Below are 18,177 nucleotides of genomic sequence, written 5' to 3'. Positions count from 1 at the left end.
GCGATAGCGTTAATTACAGTTACCCACTAATTCAATTTCAGCGGAGAGATTAATGTTTGGCTGATTTTGCCCATGACTAAATCGAATACTTGGATCGGAAGTATTAACACACACATAAAAGACCAAATACACTCCGGTATTTGCTTCTGGTTGAAAATTTTGATAACTGGATGACTGATATGCATTATAACAATCACGATAATTAACATAAAGATTCAAATTTTGGAGATCCATACGGTGAATCTTAACTTTATAGCGCTTACAGCTCACGCAACGTCCATAGGTATTTGCATATTGCTGTCCAAATTGATTTATTTCCGCCATAGCTTTATTATTTGCATCACCTTTACTAATAGTTGAATTATATTTGCCTTGCGGCACGGTATAGCCAACAAGACTCCCCTCACCAGTAGTACAATCATTCTTCTGAATGCTTTCAGTTAATTGATCGTTATAATAAATGCTGCTAGTTGTTCCGTAATTTTGTTGGTACTCATTAGTTTTATATGGAGCTCTGCCAAACTGTTCCTTGTACGTTCTTACCAAACGGCCCATTGCATCATACTCAAACCGGGTATACAGGTTCAGGTGATCCAGAATATAGGTCAGCTCCCCGGAGAAACTGTCATAGACATAGGCCATCGCACTGGTATTCTTTGGATGGAACCGGAAATCGTCAACAAAACTTGCAACCGTACCCTCATTTTTAACATATACTTTCAATTGTGTACCTCTGGAAATGGGGATCTCAACATTGACAAGGTTCCAAGCTCCGGACTTCTTGGTGCTCTGAGCTGAATTCAATGGTGCAGCTGTAGCAACCCCATCGATATCATAGTACAGGGTCACTTTTCCGTTCGTCACATTTCTTACCCACACACTGGCAACATAGGTACGTTTCGATGTCAGGTTAGCTATCGGAACGCTATATTCAAAACCTGTAGCGCCAGCTGCCAGCGATAAACTTTTGTTTCCCGTATGGAATGCTCCTGTGGACACTGTACCCTGTCCCCTAGAAACTTCCCCTGCAACTGCTGTACCCGTCAGTTCATCCTCTGCTCCGCTGAAGGCAAGTTCACCATATTTTGCAAAATTGGCTCCGGCAACGATCTTACCATTGTTATAGCCGTACCTGTTGGCCGAATAATTATTGTTCCGGTCATAGTCCTCCAGAGCTTTTGAATACACATTGTACATGCTGATGCCGCTCACAAGTTTCCAGTACCCATTAGTAAGGGTAAACTGTGCTATCGGAAGAACGCCGGATGTTCCATATTGATCCGGTATTTCAAGGACTTCTTCACGTTGTTTGCGCCATACCTGGCCATTGGCAGCTGTATTCTGTTTGATGACAGTGCCATTGGGCATCAGGACATTCACATCTTTGCTCCATATGGTCTTGTTTCCACTAACCACGCCAACCTTTGTATTGCTGTTGTCAACCTTGTAGGAAACCTGACTGAAAACCTGGCTCAGCATATTTTTATTATTGATATTAGACAGCCGGTTGCCCATCTCAGGGTACTGTTGATATGCAAATCCTGTCTCGCTCAGGAACCTGTTCCCATAAGAATCTTTCTTCAGCACCTTATTGGGCTGGCCGTTATAAAAATCAAATCCAAGGTTCTCCGTACGCTCCATGGACTGGTTCGCAAAATCCTTTGTGGTAGACGATAGCAGGACCGAAGGATATTGCTCCCGAGCCGCCATAACAATATTCGTTCGATTACTATATTCTTTTGAGTAATGATACCGGGCTTCACCAAACCTTTCAGTAACCAATCCCTGAGAATTGAACCGGCTAGCTAATAAGTTCCTATAATTAGTTCTCAGATCCCCCGTTTCAACCGCTTCGTCAAATAGGTAACTATTCATTGTCTCCTTGATCAATTTCCCATCCGCATCGAAATATTTGATACCCAAAAGATCTCCTATATTTGTCGTAAAATCACTGATGCGCAGGTTAACACCATGAACATATCCCTTAGCTCCAGGCATATCTTGCATAACAACCCTATTTATCATACGGCTATCCAACAAACGATAGGAGTTTTCAGTATATCCCTCCATCTGGCTGTCACCATTGGGCTGAATTACTTTATTTTGGATACGGACCTTTCGGTACATCACCCCCGGTCCAGGAATTTCGCGTGCATATTTGAGAATATTCTCCGTACCTTGGTTGAGAATTTTCTTGTAAAAGATTTTAAAGGAATCCCCTGTAATATCATTGAGGTTGCCCGTTTCCACATTATAAGGTAAATAAGAAGTCATACCCGTCGATATACCATTGGATCGGTACTGGTATTCTGTCCTATAGACCACACCATTTACAACTTTATTGCTTATACTTTTGATTCTAGCCCCACCTCCATAATTAACTGCGGGATCCAGTGGGAGTCGTATATTTCCAGTGGTAAGTGTAAGAACATCCTGGTTATAGCGCAGAATAATGGTGCTGTTACTCGTCCCCTGACGTCCATCATAAAAACAGGTTTGGTTACCGCTGTTCGAATGGATCATTGTCATTGGCAAACTACTTATTTGTCCCAAAAAGAAACCATTGATTGGGTTTCCGACACTATAACGTTCCTCAAATTCCGTAACAGTGAAAGGAAGTTCTACAGCATACCTACGATTGTCAAGTCGTTGAACAATTTTAATCGGAAATGAAAGGTAGCGCTCAAATACGGTTTCCTTAAATTCATTACTCTCATAATCCAGCTCAATTGTATTTCCTGTCGGAGAACTTATTGTGCGTAGATTCCATGCATCGGTTCCTTTTGCAGATGTCGTGGTAACGCGTTTTGCCAGGTCGGCATTTACCCACAATTGTGACCAGTTTAAGTCTCCTTTATAATAGCCCCATACATCTTGACAGTCCTTACAGTAATTTGGGTTTTTAGTTTGTCTTAGCGTTAAATTAGTCAGGTCATCTGCTAACACTTCTCCATTCATCAAAGTATAGATTTTTCCTGTTCCACCACTTCTGATTGCCGTGATCATACCATAATATACAGGATTGTCATCGGCACTCTCGATCATCATTCCGACCTCTAGAGGAATAGCATTGTCCGCCGAAAATTCATTATTCGCACTTCTGGTGGCTGCAAATTGACTATTTCCTGTTTGCTTATAGGAAAATTGGGTTGTTGGCAATAATTCAGCTCCACCTTTACCCCTAAATTTTACACCATCTAAGGTTAGTTTCCCGAATTTAGCATCAGGCTTTCGTGTATGAAAGCTATTCGGAGTTTTTTTACTGAGATCATAACTATAACCAAAGTCAATAACGCGAATGCTTTTCGCCTCAATAGTACTACGCCCAACTACCTCAAAATCAAAATTGTCAATAACATTATAGTGGAGGTCACCATTTTCTCCCCTATTTATTGTTTCACTACTTTCGGAAACCAGGTTGGCGTCCGAATTATTCAACAGATAAATCTTGTTTAACCGCATACTCTTCCGAGATGTTTCATCAAACAATGGTCTTCCTACTCCTAAGTTTTTAGCTGTCAAGGCATTTATGGAGTTACCCTTGGCATCAAGTCGTACCTCTTTTTCAAATATAGCTGTGTGCGTACGTGTGCGGATCTTATTAATATAATATAACTCCTTTTGTCCGGAAGTATACATTGAGTAATTTTGATCGAGATCCCTGTCAGCACCTTCTGCTGGGGTTCTCCAAACATAATTACTAGTCCACTGTCCATAATCCATTGCAACCCAATATCCCCAATCGGCTGCATCTACTAAACCATTTCCATTACGGTCTACGTAGTCAGGTCCCGTCACTGCTGTTAATAACCAGGTATAAGCATAAGGCTCTTTACGTGTGGTTTCGCTAAATTTCACATTATCCTTTGGTGTATAATTATAAGAATACTCATTATAGGAATAAACAGGCAATGCATAATGATAAGTTACACCAGACTCATTGGTCACCATAAATCCACCGATCTGACTCCCTCCTTTGGTAGCAGTAGCATTTACGAAATATGTTCCATTTGTGATTCTAGTAAATCCTTTAGTCCCGGTACCAACGTCAATAAAGCCCTTGGTCTTTGCAGTTCCACTACGGATCTCATCATTGGTAAAGTATTTCACAAACTTGGAAGCAGCCAATTCGTTACCAATCCGGGTATCCGTTTTGCCTCCCATACTGAATGGAAAAGTATTCGGATCCTGTGGAGTTCCTGATTGCTGGACAACGTCATCAAGTCCTTGATCAAATGAATTAGAAAAATCATTGACAAAACGGAAACCAGCTCCTTGTTTAATGAGGGCATTTGCAACATTCTGTTTAATCTGGCTTTTGGAAGGTTCATTGTTCTGCAAATACAATGCCCTCTGGTAGAGAAAAGGTCTAATTTGACCGCCCACACCCTGACCAGATACCGAGTAATTATCATACTCAGGTAGGGTTCCTCCTAACAGTTCATAATCCTCAGGGTTGTCAGCAATATTGATATTATCTGGAATCAATCTATAATTATCAAAACTACGATTGTCAAAATAAGTTGCGGGTGTATTCGTCGCAATTACCGGAGTATATAAACTACCTGTAGAAAGTGTCTCAGCCGTTTCGTCTATCCAATAACGTGTACTTCGGAATGATGCTCCGATGCTAACGATCCCTAAGGGTATAGTAAAACCGAAACCAGAACTACTTGTGCTGATCTTACCTGCATTTTTATTAAAAACTGATCCTGTACTTCCTAACGCGGAAAGACTGGGTTTGTTTGATGATGAATTCATCGATGCCGATAAAAGGCTCGTCGGCGCCCTATCCGTACCATTACTCTTAGCCAATGATACTCCCGCCCCACTGTTCAGACTTTGAAAATTGGTAGAGAAACCAATACCACCAGAGGCCGAAATACCTTTTGCAACATCTATTCCCGATGAAATATCCATACCTACATAACCACCACCATAGGGACTAAAACCTACATCAACACCAAGATTTACTGGCCCAGCTTTTATACCATACCCTATACTAGCCCCAACTCCAAATCCCTGATAGGTATCACTGGCAAACACAAGTCCTACATTGACCACACTTGCAAAACCAACCTGAAGCCCATACTCTTTACTATTTCCTCCACCCCAATAATCTCTTCTTTTTAAACTGACTTCATTAAAATCATCTGGCAGACCGGCGACATTACGGTTGATAGCACCTGGATTCAACGTCCAGCCCAAGCCTACCCATGAAGCTTCCACGTCCGGGCGGATACCCGCATGATAAGACAGCGACAAGGGATAGCCACCCTCGGGGCCCGGAACTTCCAATAAAGGTAAATTATAGGTCAGGCTTCCCGTAAGGGGGTTAACCATATCGGTCGTGTCAACGGGCTCGAAACTAGTGGCCTCAGGCGCTGTAGGGCCTGCTGTAAGTGCCAGAGCCGCCATAGGACTTATTAATTCGAACAGAAATACACCTCCCAATACCGCAGCAACCTTGCAGCTATGCCTGTTCAATAGTTGTATAAATTTCATTGTTGGTTGATATTAAAATTGATCGATATTTGGCGAATACTTTAGCTTTTCAGCATCTATGGAAAACTCCAGTTGCCCAAGATGAAGCCCAAACTCCTTTATCACCAGTCTCAGGTTTTTATAAGGGGAAAGATCTTCGTTAAAGACCGCAAGTAATTCATTACTCTTGCCCATATTATATGTCGGCTGATAACTCACCATACCGGCAGAATATTCTTTCCCCGAATCTGTCCGAAGAAAAATATACTTGTCCATGTTAAAAGAGAATAGCTGTACATACGCCCCATATTCGTCCCTCGGCAACTGGGCCAGAAGCTCATGGCCATCATGGGAAAACTGGATGCTAAAATACCTCTGAATACCGGGATCATTCTTCTTTTGGACCAAAGACGCCGGTAATAACTGTACCTGTACTTTAATCCCATTTGCCACAGTGGTATCATACACAAAACCGTGATCTTTTTCTGAAACATACTGGAGTCCCGCTGCAACAGTAGCAAACTTTGCCGGAGGGCGTCCACAGGCAATCATTCCCAGCAAAATGAGAAATAAGAATAAATAACGATTCATCTTACTGCTTATTAATTTCTTTGAGTACGTCTTCGGTCACATTGGTACCCTCGGCTGCATAGGCGATCGTGCCGGATGGATTGGCTATAAATATGAACTTGTAATGGTTGCGCTTACCGTAATCCTTCAAAAAGGCATTCAGTTCGTCCGCTACCTTGGACATGGCAGCAGATTCCTCAGATTGAAGTGTTTCCTGAACATTCCGCTGGTAATCGTTCAGCTGCTTCTCTTTGAGCTGGATAAGCTGTTTGGTGTTGTTATCCGATTGTCCGTCGTAACGGATGATGGCTTCACGAACCTCACGGTTCAGGGTGTCGATCTTGAGTTTGAACTCCTTGCCCCTGGCTTCAAGCCGGTCCCGCTCGGCCTTCGCTCCCTTGTATTCCTGAAAGATACGGGTAGATTCAACATAGGCAATTTTTTCACCTTTGAAGAACAATAGATAAACACTCAATCCCAAAGAAAGGATAATACACGCCCACAGCGCCTGAATACTTCTCATAAAAATGGTTATATTAAAATACTTTAAAACAGATCAGTTACAAGCTAAAACTGTAACAACTGAAATTTAATTCAAAATAACAAAAAAAATAATTATCATTAAACAGAAAATAAAAAAAATTTAACCCATCAATGATGACTATAAAAATTTATTGAAATAGACGCTTGTTAAAACAATTAAAATTAGCTGATTAGATTCATGGAAAATACCTATCGGTTTAACAGGTATACGGTGAAAGAGGGCATTATTGAAAATCTATGACCGAAAAGCCACCTCTACACCTATAAAATGATTATCACTTAAACGCCTATTTCAATTTAAATATTATCAAAACGCAATGCAGTCGAAACAATTATTTTTTAATACTGAAATATTGTTTTAAACTCAGTTTACTGATCCTATTGCTATTTTTTCAGACAGCTTGTCAATCTGTTTTTGCTGCGAAATCATATGCAATGTCAATTCCTCTATTTTTTTCAACAGAAGCAAGTTCATCTCTGCTAGGTCCAACCCCTCATTTGCAATTTTACTTGCCGAAGGAACCTCCGGAAGGTGTCTATGAAGTTTTACATAATCTTCAACCGATTTTAGTGAAGGTAATTCGTAATCCGGTTCAAATACATAATCAGGAACAGAAATATCTGTCTTGATCTTGATCTCTTTTGCAAGTATGTTTCCGTTTACCGCTAGTTTAGCTTGAGGATTTTCAGTGCCTATACCTAGATTACCATTAGAAATGATATGGTTTCCTAAACCTGATAAAACTAGTTTTCCTGTTGATTTAACATCACTATGCGAATCAAGTACTGTTCGCCAATTGTTAAATTGCCCGGTTCCATTTTCACTACTATTGTTAGCATATGCACTGGTTCTAAAATACATCTTTCTGTCACTGGCTCCGAAATAGAGATCTGTCTGCCAATGAGAAGCCAACCCATAAATCGCTAACAGTGTACCGTAACTGTTAGTCCCTGGGCTCACCCCGCCAGGACGATTGGTATTATAATCGTCAAACAATTTAATACTCATAGGATTCAGCTGCGTGCGGGGAGAACTGGTAAAATTATATTGTACTGCAGGAAAATTAAATTCATTGCCCTTAACTGTTCCTATTACATCCAAGGTCTTCGCCGGATTAGTTGTCCCAATTCCGACATTTCCATTTGTCGGGAACGTATTACTTTGTGCGGAGGCGCTTACACAAAATAATATTGCAAGCGCACTGCCACAAATACGTGTAAATATTTTATTCTTTATATGCATAACTTATTTAGATTCTAATTTTACAAGCCGGTCTACAATTTCCTTTATTGTTTTATCTTTTTCAATAAGGTGCAAGGTCAACTCCTCAACCTTTTTCAATAGAAGCAAATTCATTTCGGCCACGTCTAGACCATTTTTACCTACTTCACTTGCCGAGGGCATCTCTGGGAGATGTTTATTAATTTTGACGTAGCTCTCTATTTCCTGCAATGACTTAAGGTTATAGTCCGGTTCGAAAACATAATCTGGCACTGTAATATCGGTCTTAACTTTAATCTGTTTGGCTAGAATATTACCCTCTACGGCCAAATCCGCCTGGGGATTGGCAGTACCTATACCGACTCTCCCCATAATATTAAAGCGAGAAACATAGTTGGTGATCTGCCTACTGGGTGTATAATCTGCAATATCACTCAGTATATCGGTATTCTGCGGCACGCCATTCTTGTCATAAGGAACAAATTCAAGACTGACTCCAGACGATTTCGCCCATCCGACAAACTGGAAACCATTCGTATGTTGTGCACCTGCATAAGGTACATCTAAAGCGACATATTTTTTACCATTGTATTTACAGGTCTTTAATCGCCAGCTATAAGCACCCTCTTCATTCAGAAACTAAATTCGAGAAAGTAGTATTATAAGATGACGAACTGTTGATGTTAGCAACATTGAGCCGATTTAAAGCTCCAGTGCCACCACGTCGAGCAGCAACAGTCCCAATTAGATAATTATCTGAAAGTAAGGTTCCATCATAGATTTCATGCAGGATAATCAATGATTTGGTGTAAGTGGCATTCGTGGAAGAATTAATAATTTTGTGAATATAGTCGCCTGACACGGTAACTACTTGCGCTTTTGCCACTGGTCCGTGCAATAAGATCAAAACCAGTAAGCAAATAAAGTTTGAAAAATATCGTTTCATAAAAATATTTATTTTATTTTACTGTGTTCTCTTTTCATTGTGCCATTTCTAAGTAGTCAAATATTCGATATACGCAATTCCACTTAATGTTTTAGCGCAACATATCGGTCTTTCCGTTTTTTACTATCTATTTAATCATGCCTCGCCATAGAAGAGATTGTTTTCTCTGACTTCTCCAATCTTTGAACAATGTCCTGTAGCATTTTATCTTTTTCAATAAGATGTAAAGTCAGTTCCTCTATCTTCTTCAATAGAATCTTGTTCATCTCACCCAGGGATATACCTTCCGCTTCAGCTAGGCTTGCTTTAGGGACATCTGGAAGATGACCGTTCACTTTTATAAACTTTTCGGTGTCGGATAACGGCTGCAACTTATATTCTTCGTCAAACACATAATCGGGCCAGCCCGTTGTCTCGACTTTGATTTCCTGACTCCGGATCTTCCCGTTGACAGCCAGATCATATGCTCCCGGCGTAGTTGTTTTGATACCAACTTTTCCAGAGAAGGAAAAATCACCGAGCCCTATTGGATTATCCAGCAATGAGCTTAAGGTCGGTTCATTACCATTTACTTCCTCCAGCCGAGGCCCATAAAAATATTGACGGTCGCTCGTATTGGAATCATAGAATAGATAAGAGCGAAGACGGGTTGATGTTGCCGTAGATGGAAATTTAAAATCTAGCGCCGAAGCAACTTTGGTTCCTGTAACTCCATCGTAAACTCCACCCGAACTTGCTTTAGAAGGATCGGTGGAGCCGTGTACGTAACCAACCAACAGATACCACTTATCCAGTTCAGGCAGATTCCCATACCAGAAATAAGGATTATTATTCACAACATCATTCACCGAGTTGACATTTGCAGCGCAGCCAAAATACGCCGTTCCCGTCTTCGAGTTCGTTCGTTTTATCCATACCGAATAACGATATGTCTTCTGATGGTTGATAGGGATATCCACTGAATTGAATCCGCCGTCACCTTGCGAATCGCCGCTCGGAGTGCCTTTCCAGATGATCACTTGTCTTCCCTGTGGGCCAATACCCCATTCGCGTTCGTTTTCGGTCACAAGACCATTCGGAGTGAATCCGGCTGTGCCGCCACTTCCGATTACCCAATCACTAAGATTTAATAAATTTTGTGCGTTGCTTTCCATAGCAAACGCGCTGAGCACACATAGGATCCCTGACTTCAATATGTTCATAAGGATAAAACGGTTAATAATAATAAATAAACAAAATAAATACGGTTAATCCATCTGAGCTTAATTACTTTTCATCATTTGGCTACACACATTAACTTAAGCTCAATTAAAGATAAGAATTTTTCGAAAGCGCTGCATAAAAATTTTTCGTTAAATATTTCATTACTCCAGACTTAAATTATGAGCACTCCAAAGCCAACCTCTTGCTGGTTCAATAGTAGATTTTAATACAATATTTAATTGTGATACGCAGAAGCTATCTGATTCGCAAATTTACACCCTTTCAGATCGCAACAATCGGATATTACGCTGTCATAATGTATTCTCCACATGATCATTAAAATTTTAAAAAATCAAATATATTCTAATTAAAAGAATATTTTGCGTATCTTAAACTTTAATTAATTTTTAGATGAACACATTAGGGAAAAAAATTAGATTACTTAGACACCAAAAAGGCTGGAGCCAAAAGGATGCTGCGACACAATTGGATATATCAATTCCTGCATTTTCTAAGATTGAAACAGGAATCACAGATATTAATCTCTCTCGGATAATCCAAATCTCAAAGTTATTTAATGTCACGGTTTTACAGCTTTTATCTTCTTCTGACACAGAAGAGATTAAAGACTATGTCAACGATATAGACGCAATTAAGCAAAAGTTGCAAGAACGTGATGACGAAATTATCCAACTTCAGAAAAAAGTCATCGACCTATATGAGCAGTTGTACAAAAAATAACAACTGCAAAATTACCAGTGTGAATACGGCAGCAAATTTGAAGCTGACTTAGGAAACCCTATTTTTGTATTAATGCCAAGGATATGGCATTTTAATAACTGATAGGTATGCCTCTCGGACAAAGACTGATAACATTGAGAAAGGCTAGGAAACACCCACCTCACAGAGCTATCTTAGCGAGAAAGTGGGACTTCCGGCGATATCATAGGCAGGTATGAACGTGACGAGATTATGCCCTCTGTGGAGGTTACCTAATAAATCAGCAGGATCATGGAGATATCCGTTATGCCCGAGGACGACCAGAAACAGGTTTTTCTAGTGCTTGATGCACTTATAAGGCATTATAAGGCTAGAAAAGCCTATGCGTGATAAAAAAGCATCTGTTCTTCAGATGCTTTTTATTGCGATGATTAACCTAGCTAAGGATTATACTGTTTTAAGCACTTTTAATCTCATATCATTAAAAACATCGGAAGCAAAATAAGCACCCTCGGCAAGGAAAAAGGATGGTCACAGGACGCAACCTTGCCCGAAAGATTGATGCTTCACGTGAGATTATAGGAAAGTATGAACGCAATGAAAACTTACCGTCCAGATGCTGATACCAAAAGCATCCTGTTCAACGTCATTGATAATATCCAGCTGGTGATAAAATTTTAAATCACACAAAGTCCAAATTTACTTTGAAAAATTTCAAAGGTAAATTTGGACTTTAACACAGTTCATAGAATCTAGCCCCGTAATTGTACTGGTTACCATAATTTACGTTGGTCCGAAATTATTTCTTTATTCTTTCCGGAGTTTTAAATGGTAAAGAATCTTCTTCACTCTCGTATATGATTTTAAGAATTTTCCCTTTATTTAGGCATCGCTCTATTTTAGATATTTCTGGTTTCAAATCCGAAATATCAAATAACTTATAAGCTTCCAAACCATATATTTCTGGTAAATTACCATGATCAATATGTTCTAAATAATAAATTACCTTGCAAATATCCTGTTGATGATTTTTAGCAAATTCAGACATTGATATTTTAAATAGTCTCCTAAAGTCCTGTTCAACATCACCATTATCTATAATAAAAAAGGATGCTAAATACATTTTTATAGCTTTCTTATCTGAATTATTTTTTATTAATCTATCGCTTATCACTATATTAACATCCTTATCAATTTTATTATACTCTATACCGACATTGCCTTCTGCATCTTTTAGGACATACACCTCTTTTTTTTGAATTTGCCATAGCAGAATCAAAAAACTACTTATTAAAATCAGGCTTTTCATCTCTTTTAATATATTTTATGAGTATAATGTTACTCTTATTTGCTTCAGAATTACTTTTTACCCTCTCAGTGACATCGGAAACAAATCGATCCCTTCCTTTATTTCCTTTATCGGGACCAGATAAGGTGCAACATCCAAGAGATCCTACAACTCCACGGCGCCCTTCTGAATTTGTATATCTCCCTCCGACATGAATCTGGATATTACGCCTACCATCCACCTTATCATTATTTTTGTTGTTTAGATCCCTTAATTCAAGACGTCCTCCAGCTTTCCCGTCTGTCCTCATTACTCCTTGATATTCTCCGACACTATTTTTTGGCTCAAAAGCCAAATTATCAACTCGATAGGCTTCCTTATCATTTCCTTTAAAAGTTCCCTCAGGATCTTTGATAGCAGCAAAGAAGATTGCCAAGGCCTTTAGTGTCACCCTGGACTATCTCTCCGGGGAGACCAGCGACATGGCCTTTGACCGTAGGACTGTGGAAAGATTTCAGGATATCGAAAAGCTTAGCCAAAGTGAAAAGGATCACTTATTCGCCCTGCTCGATGCCTTCCTCGCCAAGAGCAAGATGAAGGAGATACTCAAATAATACAACAACGCCCAATCCGAGAAAGATTGGGCGCTGAAACAAAAAAACAGATTTACTCCTCTATTATTTTTATCTCAAAAGTACCATTCGGTACTTTTCTGTAAGCAAAAAAGCCAGGCTCCATATCAGAAAGAGACAACAGCCCCTCATCTATGTTCAATATCTCTTCCATAGAAATAACTTTATAGTCCGATTCTTCAACCGCTCTTTCACTAATAAATTCCCACATTACATCCTCTTGATGATGATACACTCTAGTTATTTGATCCGTCTTATTCAAGACAAATGATGTTGTCAAAACTGCCTCGTTGGGATCAGAAAAATAGTTAATTAATTCCATTAGAGATCCTGTTGTAGTGGAGGTATAATACCCACCGAAACTAAATAAACTATGACTTTTCCCTTTATACGATACTCCTCCGAAGTAGTACTCTTTTCATAAAGGATCTATATTTAAGTAATTTTCGATTGGGCAAATTTCACAAATTTATCAATAACAAAATCTAATTTATTTGGACTACAATACCCTTTAAATATTTCTCCATCACAATTTAAACTATACCAATCGTCGTCGTTCTCAATTGATTCCTCAAAGAAAGACCTACCCTCCAATTTAGTCTCTAGAATATTAGCACAAAAACTCCAGCCTGGATTATCTAATGTGGTAATCTTAATTCCATATATATGTTCCCAATCACCGTCACAATTTGATTGGTACCAATCCATTAATCCTTTTAAATCATTCATTACTTGTATTTCTACGTTTAGGTAATTCATCTTCCCGAGCCGGTCTTGTCCTTTTCCCTTCTCTCACATGGGGAGTCGGAATATGCTCACGGGCTTCTTTATCATAATGAGGTTCTCCAACTACATCGACCCTTTTAGTCTCTTGAAAACCACTTGGATTTTTTTGATTTTTTTCATAGGTTGTGGAATTAGTAATATCACCTGTATTTGGATCTCTTCTAAATGAAGAATGATCCCCTCCAGCCTCACTATCCGGTTTCAAATGATTATCTCCTCGTCCGGCATTAACGGTAGTAGGTTTCTTTATTTTGGCCGAAGGATTTCTCTGTATTGTCGTCCCCAAATCCTTATCACTCCTATTAGTAGTATTAATCCTATTGGGGTCAAGAGGTATATTATTACTCGTACCATCTCTCCTTACTGCAAAGTTTATCTGTGGATACTTGTCTGCATTCATCGCAACATGGCTGGCAACAAATACAGTAGCCACTAAAGCGGCGCCTTCCCGAGTCGCTAAAAATTCGGTCAACAGCGCAATACCTCTAATAATAGGAACTATATAAACTGGACGGGGGCCTCTTCCATCCGGGTCTATAAACCTAATCGGATTATTAAAGGCATAATTATACGGACTATGTCTCCACATTTCCTCCGCCAGCGGATCCACCACATTCCACCTCCCTATTTCCGCATCGTAGAATCTCGCTCCGTAATCCACCTGACTACCACTACTTTTTCGTAGCTTTCCAGATCCTGTGGCAGCTGCAGACCCGTTTTCTCAAAGAACTTTACCCTATCGGTTAGTCTGATAATTTGATTCAATAAATACTGTCTCAAATGTATATTCTAATCAAAGATACGACATCGTTTAAGTTCACCCTACCGTCATGCTAAAAAAGAATTATTTTTTCAACTTTAAAACAAGTTTATGATATTTTTTATCATATGTTAGTTTTTCCTCATCTGAGGTAGGTGGTCTGTCTGTTCTCTCTCGGAAAAAGAATTCTTCTTTATAACCTATAAACAGTTTATGATATTTGTTATCAATATTTATTATACTATCCAGCCCATTTACAATGACCCTGCAGTTTTCTTTATTTTTTATCTCAATATTACCTATCTTTCTGTAGGTAGCGACCTCTGTCCGGTATAGAGTTGTATCGAATACCACCTCTTTATTTGTTTCAATTTTTATATTAAAATCTTTAGTTATTAATGATGCTGAATTAAAATATATATCTAACTTCATCTTTTGTCTATCTGAACAGGAGACGATGGCAGTCAATAAAAATAATAATACGTATTTCATCTTATTTATTTGGATTTATAATTATTTTTGGAATCATCATTTTAAATGTACGCTGACCTTTATATGGTCGCTCATTTGTAGATCTATCGTTATATCCTGGCACTTTATTAATAATATACTGCTTATTAACGCCCTGATTTAACAACCCTGGTTTTCGTGCTCTATCATATATCTTCATCAATTGATCTCTTGAAAAGTTTAAGTTTCCTGGCGCGTATCCCATGGGATTAGTGTTATAGTCGGGTTCATCATCATCTGGATGTCCGAAGCCAAAGTTATGCCCCACTTCATGAAAAGCCAATTGTGCACTTTGACCATATTGGACTACAGAATTCTTTCCACTTTTACTGGCTATCCCACCAGCTGGCCCGCCTCCGAGAGCTGGATCAGCCTTACCTAAAACTTTATTTACTAGGGTTACAAGATGGTCTCCTTCCTTTACATCCTCTATCGACTTAGCTACAGTAAAGTTAGCTTGAATATTATAAACATTTACAGAGCCATCACTAAATGTCTTACTAGATTTCTGAGAATTTAATTTCGCGTTAAGTCCAGAGACAAAGTCCGAAATACCATAGGCATTCGCTTGATTCAAAACTTTGCCAGAAATGTGAGTAGTATAATAATTGTAAGTTACTCCATTTCTAACTTCTGATCTATGAGAAGTCCAGATACTGTCACCTTTAACGTCAATATTAAGAATAGGATCATTTGCGCCATATTGGTATGGGGATAATGATGAATACTTTTCGGCAAACCTATCTATAACGTTGAAACGTCCAATTTCAGCGTCATAGAACCTTGCCCCGTAATCCAGCTGATCCAGTCCCAACTCCACCTGTTTCTCCTTACCATTGTACTTGTAAAGATTCGAAGCCGTGTTCAACGCATTGCCCTGGTTCATCTCCATACCAAATGGATAATAATCCTGGATCTGCTTGATCCCCCCACTATGGTCTACCACCGCACGTGTATTACCCAGGTGATCCTTTAAAAAGTATTCATAAATGTAAGAACTACCATTTGGAAGGATCCTCCCCTCCTCCGTCTGGATAAACTTCAACACCCCATTCTCGTACTGGATACCGTCAACGTACTGGGTCACCGCAGAGCCTAGTGTCTTCGTCAGCTTCCTGCCCATTGCATCATAACTGTACAATAGGTTTTCAGTGCCTTTGATCAGCTTTACAGGTAAATTTAAGTAATTATAATCGATTTTGGTAATAGCTAGCCGGCTATTGCTTATACCGTTACCATTTACATCGTAGGTAAAGTTATTCGTCCTGGCTGCAGTACCCGCGTCGGTAACCTTGGTCAGCTTATTGCCCGAATAGGTGTATTTAAAGTGGTTGTACCAGCCTGTACCCGTGCCGTTTCGCCTGCGCAAAGTATCAATATTGCCCATTACATCATAGGCTAGTTCCTCGTCGTAAAAACTAGTTTTATTGGCGGCGACGTTGTTATACACGCCTTTTTTCAACCGATTCAGCTTGTCATAGTAATACGTGTAGGTCTGCACAGGCTGCATCGTCATACCCGAGCTGACCTGTGTGTTCCACTTCATCGTACCGATATTGCCATTGTAGGTATCGACCTTATCTCCATAGCTCAGTTCCATCCCAAATACGCGTTTTGTACTAACAGCCGCAGGATTGTTCAGTGACTTCAGCCAGCCCCGCTCGTTGTAGCCGTATACGATCTCCTGGGCCGCAGTACTCCCCGTATTGTGCAGGTTCTTCTGTTTGAGCTGGCCAATCTCATTGTACGAAAGTTTGCTCTGGGATATCTCGGCCAGTTCACCCATTTTCTTCTTGGTCTCAATCAACCTGCCCACATGGTCATATTCATTGGTCGTCAGGATCTTGACTGCGGCGACCGTTGCCGAAGCTCTGTGCTCACGCAAGCTGGTCTTCAGTTCGCCACTAAATAGGTAACTATTGGTCACATAGTCTGTTCCTCCCAAATGGTTATTGGAAGCCGTCTGAATCAGACGGGCCCGGTTATCGTAATAGTTGACAGTCAAGAGCGGTGCTGTACCTTCGGTTGTGGTCACCCGGGTGCCTGTAAGTAAGGTTTTTGTGTAGCTACTCTTGGTGATATTCATAGCTTGCAATGCCGATAGGTTTGCATCCCTAAAGGTATAATCATCATAGTAATTGGTGATATGGGGCATTGTTGTACCGATCGTCGGAAATGCCCGGTCCGTATAATCCAATGTACCAATCCGCTCCTCAGATTGGTATCGGATGCCATTGACCAGTGGATGGCTATTCACCGCAAGCTGGGCGGCTGCCTGGGTAACCAAGCCAGCTTTGACATAAATGCCGCTATAGGCCACATTGCCAAAAGCATCGTATTTGGTATAGCTCCAGCTGCCCGTAGCCCGTTGTAGTGCGTCCTGTTGCAATACCAATTGATTGTTGCCGTTGTAGGCCATATATTCCCAGCCCTTGCCGGGAATCTTTTTCTCGATCAACCGTCGTAATCCGTCGTAATGATAGGCGTAGATGTATTTATCAAAATATGTATCCGAGGCTAGCTCGCTAAACGTAGTTGCAGTCACAATCGGTGGGATAACGTAGCGCAGATCGCCCATATCGTCGTATACGTAATACGTGTTCAGCGATTTGGCTGTTGTCTCCCACACTCGCTTCAGCACAGTCCTACCAGCCATATCGATATACTCTTCCACCGTCCCTTCCTTACCCTGTGCAGAGGTCCAATTCTCATCCTTGACCACTGTTTTAGACAGCGTGTTCACGGCATAATAGCCCGTACTGCTTGCCCCTCCAGTCGCGGCCACTTTCCACAATCGGACGTCATCTGCAATATTGGTTCCATAGTCCATCGCCACCGTACGCCCCGTCGTAGAGGCCGATCCACGGTTGGAAATCGGCTGCCACATCACCCCTGGGGCCCCCTGCTCAGTGACCCGGCTGAGCGGACCATTCTCCAAAACACTTACTGAAAAGGGTTGAGTCGTCTTGCTGACCGCAGGATCCCAAGTATTACTGGCTCCATAATAGGCCAGTTGGTCTGCCTTGGCTGTGGTCTTAAAGCTACCATCATTGTTGAGTTGTCCAACATGGGGAAGATATTTCACCGTTTCACGCCCTAGGCCATCGTATGCCACATGTTGTACGATATCTTTATAAGTAGGGCTTGCCATCAACTGGATTGTCTGAACCACACGCCCCAGCCCATCAAAATATCGGATGGACTGATTCTCCAAATCAATGGACCGCACACTTGCAAGTTGTGTTTCTTTAACAGCACTCCGAAAAGTTTTTGTCAATATATAATTCCTGTCGGCCGACAATTGGCTGACTATATTTGGGAATCCACCGATTAAGAGCACCACATTCTTGCCAGCAGGAATATAGAAACCATTCTTGAGTGTAATGCTGTTAGCGGCCTTGATCGTCGTCTCATTGTTGTACACATTGAGTATCAAATCCGGCGACTGACATAGTCCCAATTGGGCCAATATCGTATAAAATACAATGAATGATAGTTTTTTCATGATTCTAA

General features: G+C 40.4%; 15 protein-coding genes. 1 reads left to right on the top strand and 14 read right to left on the bottom strand.

The genetic code is table 11. From position 1 onward, the window contains the following. Positions 1–9 precede the first annotated feature (9 nt). The 7 genes from B4G94_RS27715 to B4G94_RS27685 form a co-directional block, all read right to left on the bottom strand. Positions 10–5,505, bottom strand: a complete 5,496-nt coding sequence (locus B4G94_RS27715) for a DUF5977 domain-containing protein (protein WP_286863358.1) — start codon at positions 5,503–5,505, stop codon at positions 10–12. Between the two features lie 12 nt (positions 5,506–5,517). Next, positions 5,518–6,075, bottom strand: coding sequence for a hypothetical protein (locus B4G94_RS27710; RefSeq protein WP_286863357.1), 558 nt, complete (start codon positions 6,073–6,075; stop codon positions 5,518–5,520). 1 nt (position 6,076) lies between these two features. Beyond that, on the bottom strand, positions 6,077–6,577 hold the full coding sequence (locus tag B4G94_RS27705; protein WP_286863356.1) for an OmpH family outer membrane protein: 501 nt from the start codon (positions 6,575–6,577) through the stop codon (positions 6,077–6,079). Positions 6,578–6,961: 384 nt separating this feature from the next. Then, the gene (locus B4G94_RS27700; RefSeq protein WP_286863355.1) at positions 6,962–7,840 is read right to left on the bottom strand and encodes a hypothetical protein; all 879 of its coding nucleotides are present in this window, start codon (positions 7,838–7,840) and stop codon (positions 6,962–6,964) included. Positions 7,841–7,843: 3 nt separating this feature from the next. Then, complete coding sequence (locus B4G94_RS27695) at positions 7,844–8,278, bottom strand: hypothetical protein (protein WP_286863354.1); 435 nt, start codon at positions 8,276–8,278, stop codon at positions 7,844–7,846. Between the two features lie 169 nt (positions 8,279–8,447). After that, positions 8,448–8,765, bottom strand: coding sequence for a hypothetical protein (locus tag B4G94_RS27690; RefSeq protein WP_286863353.1), 318 nt, complete (start codon positions 8,763–8,765; stop codon positions 8,448–8,450). Between the two features lie 131 nt (positions 8,766–8,896). Further along, positions 8,897–9,967, bottom strand: coding sequence for a hypothetical protein (locus B4G94_RS27685; RefSeq protein WP_286863352.1), 1,071 nt, complete (start codon positions 9,965–9,967; stop codon positions 8,897–8,899). A 412-nt stretch (positions 9,968–10,379) separates the two neighbouring features. Here B4G94_RS27685 and B4G94_RS27680 point away from each other — a divergent pair, with 412 nt between their 5' ends. After that, on the top strand, positions 10,380–10,709 hold the full coding sequence (locus tag B4G94_RS27680; protein ID WP_286863351.1) for a helix-turn-helix domain-containing protein: 330 nt from the start codon (positions 10,380–10,382) through the stop codon (positions 10,707–10,709). Positions 10,710–11,487: 778 nt separating this feature from the next. Here the strand turns inward: B4G94_RS27680 and B4G94_RS27675 are convergent. The 7 genes from B4G94_RS27675 to B4G94_RS27645 all read right to left on the bottom strand — a co-directional run bounded on the left by B4G94_RS27675 (position 11,488) and on the right by B4G94_RS27645 (position 18,169). After that, positions 11,488–11,997 carry a hypothetical protein gene (locus tag B4G94_RS27675; protein ID WP_286863350.1) on the bottom strand — a complete coding sequence of 170 codons (510 nt, stop codon included), beginning with the start codon at positions 11,995–11,997 and terminating at the stop codon, positions 11,488–11,490. Next, a complete protein-coding gene (locus tag B4G94_RS27670) occupies positions 11,972–12,412 on the bottom strand; it encodes a hypothetical protein (RefSeq protein ID WP_286863349.1) in 441 nt (146 codons plus the stop codon). The genes B4G94_RS27675 and B4G94_RS27670 overlap by 26 nt, the downstream gene beginning before the upstream one ends. A 230-nt stretch (positions 12,413–12,642) precedes the next feature. Continuing rightward, positions 12,643–12,930, bottom strand: a complete 288-nt coding sequence (locus B4G94_RS27665; protein ID WP_286863348.1) for a hypothetical protein — start codon at positions 12,928–12,930, stop codon at positions 12,643–12,645. A gap of 113 nt (positions 12,931–13,043) precedes the next feature. Beyond that, on the bottom strand, positions 13,044–13,337 hold the full coding sequence (locus B4G94_RS27660) for an immunity 53 family protein (protein ID WP_286863347.1): 294 nt from the start codon (positions 13,335–13,337) through the stop codon (positions 13,044–13,046). After that, positions 13,330–14,055, bottom strand: a complete 726-nt coding sequence (locus tag B4G94_RS27655) for an RHS repeat protein (protein WP_376786627.1) — start codon at positions 14,053–14,055, stop codon at positions 13,330–13,332. The genes B4G94_RS27660 and B4G94_RS27655 overlap by 8 nt, the downstream gene beginning before the upstream one ends. Positions 14,056–14,238: 183 nt before the next feature. Further along, entirely contained in the window at positions 14,239–14,646 is a 408-nt protein-coding gene (locus B4G94_RS27650) for a hypothetical protein (RefSeq protein WP_286863346.1), read from the bottom strand. Position 14,647: 1 nt separating this feature from the next. Further along, a complete protein-coding gene (locus B4G94_RS27645) occupies positions 14,648–18,169 on the bottom strand; it encodes a DUF6443 domain-containing protein (RefSeq protein WP_286863345.1) in 3,522 nt (1,173 codons plus the stop codon). Between the last annotated feature and the right edge of the window lie 8 nt (positions 18,170–18,177).

The sequence above is a fragment of the Sphingobacterium sp. UBA7625 genome, from assembly GCF_002484085.1.
Classification (GTDB): Bacteria; Bacteroidota; Bacteroidia; order Sphingobacteriales; family Sphingobacteriaceae; genus Sphingobacterium; species Sphingobacterium athyrii.
The sequence above is the reverse complement of the archived record's forward strand: the minus strand, read 5'-3'. Positions and strand labels throughout refer to the sequence as shown.

Coding starts and splice junctions, on each gene's coding strand:
- B4G94_RS27650 (WP_286863346.1), bottom strand. CDS start 14,646: ATGAAATACGTATTATTATTTTTATTGACTGCCATCGTCTCCTGTTCA.
- B4G94_RS27675 (WP_286863350.1), bottom strand. CDS start 11,997: ATGAAAAGCCTGATTTTAATAAGTAGTTTTTTGATTCTGCTATGGCAA.
- B4G94_RS27700 (WP_286863355.1), bottom strand. CDS start 7,840: ATGCATATAAAGAATAAAATATTTACACGTATTTGTGGCAGTGCGCTT.
- B4G94_RS27685 (WP_286863352.1), bottom strand. CDS start 9,967: ATGAACATATTGAAGTCAGGGATCCTATGTGTGCTCAGCGCGTTTGCT.
- B4G94_RS27715 (WP_286863358.1), bottom strand. CDS start 5,505: ATGAAATTTATACAACTATTGAACAGGCATAGCTGCAAGGTTGCTGCG.
- B4G94_RS27690 (WP_286863353.1), bottom strand. CDS start 8,765: ATGAAACGATATTTTTCAAACTTTATTTGCTTACTGGTTTTGATCTTA.
- B4G94_RS27705 (WP_286863356.1), bottom strand. CDS start 6,577: ATGAGAAGTATTCAGGCGCTGTGGGCGTGTATTATCCTTTCTTTGGGA.
- B4G94_RS27710 (WP_286863357.1), bottom strand. CDS start 6,075: ATGAATCGTTATTTATTCTTATTTCTCATTTTGCTGGGAATGATTGCC.
- B4G94_RS27660 (WP_286863347.1), bottom strand. CDS start 13,337: ATGAATGATTTAAAAGGATTAATGGATTGGTACCAATCAAATTGTGAC.
- B4G94_RS27680 (WP_286863351.1), top strand. CDS start 10,380: ATGAACACATTAGGGAAAAAAATTAGATTACTTAGACACCAAAAAGGC.
- B4G94_RS27665 (WP_286863348.1), bottom strand. CDS start 12,930: ATGGAATTAATTAACTATTTTTCTGATCCCAACGAGGCAGTTTTGACA.
- B4G94_RS27645 (WP_286863345.1), bottom strand. CDS start 18,169: ATGAAAAAACTATCATTCATTGTATTTTATACGATATTGGCCCAATTG.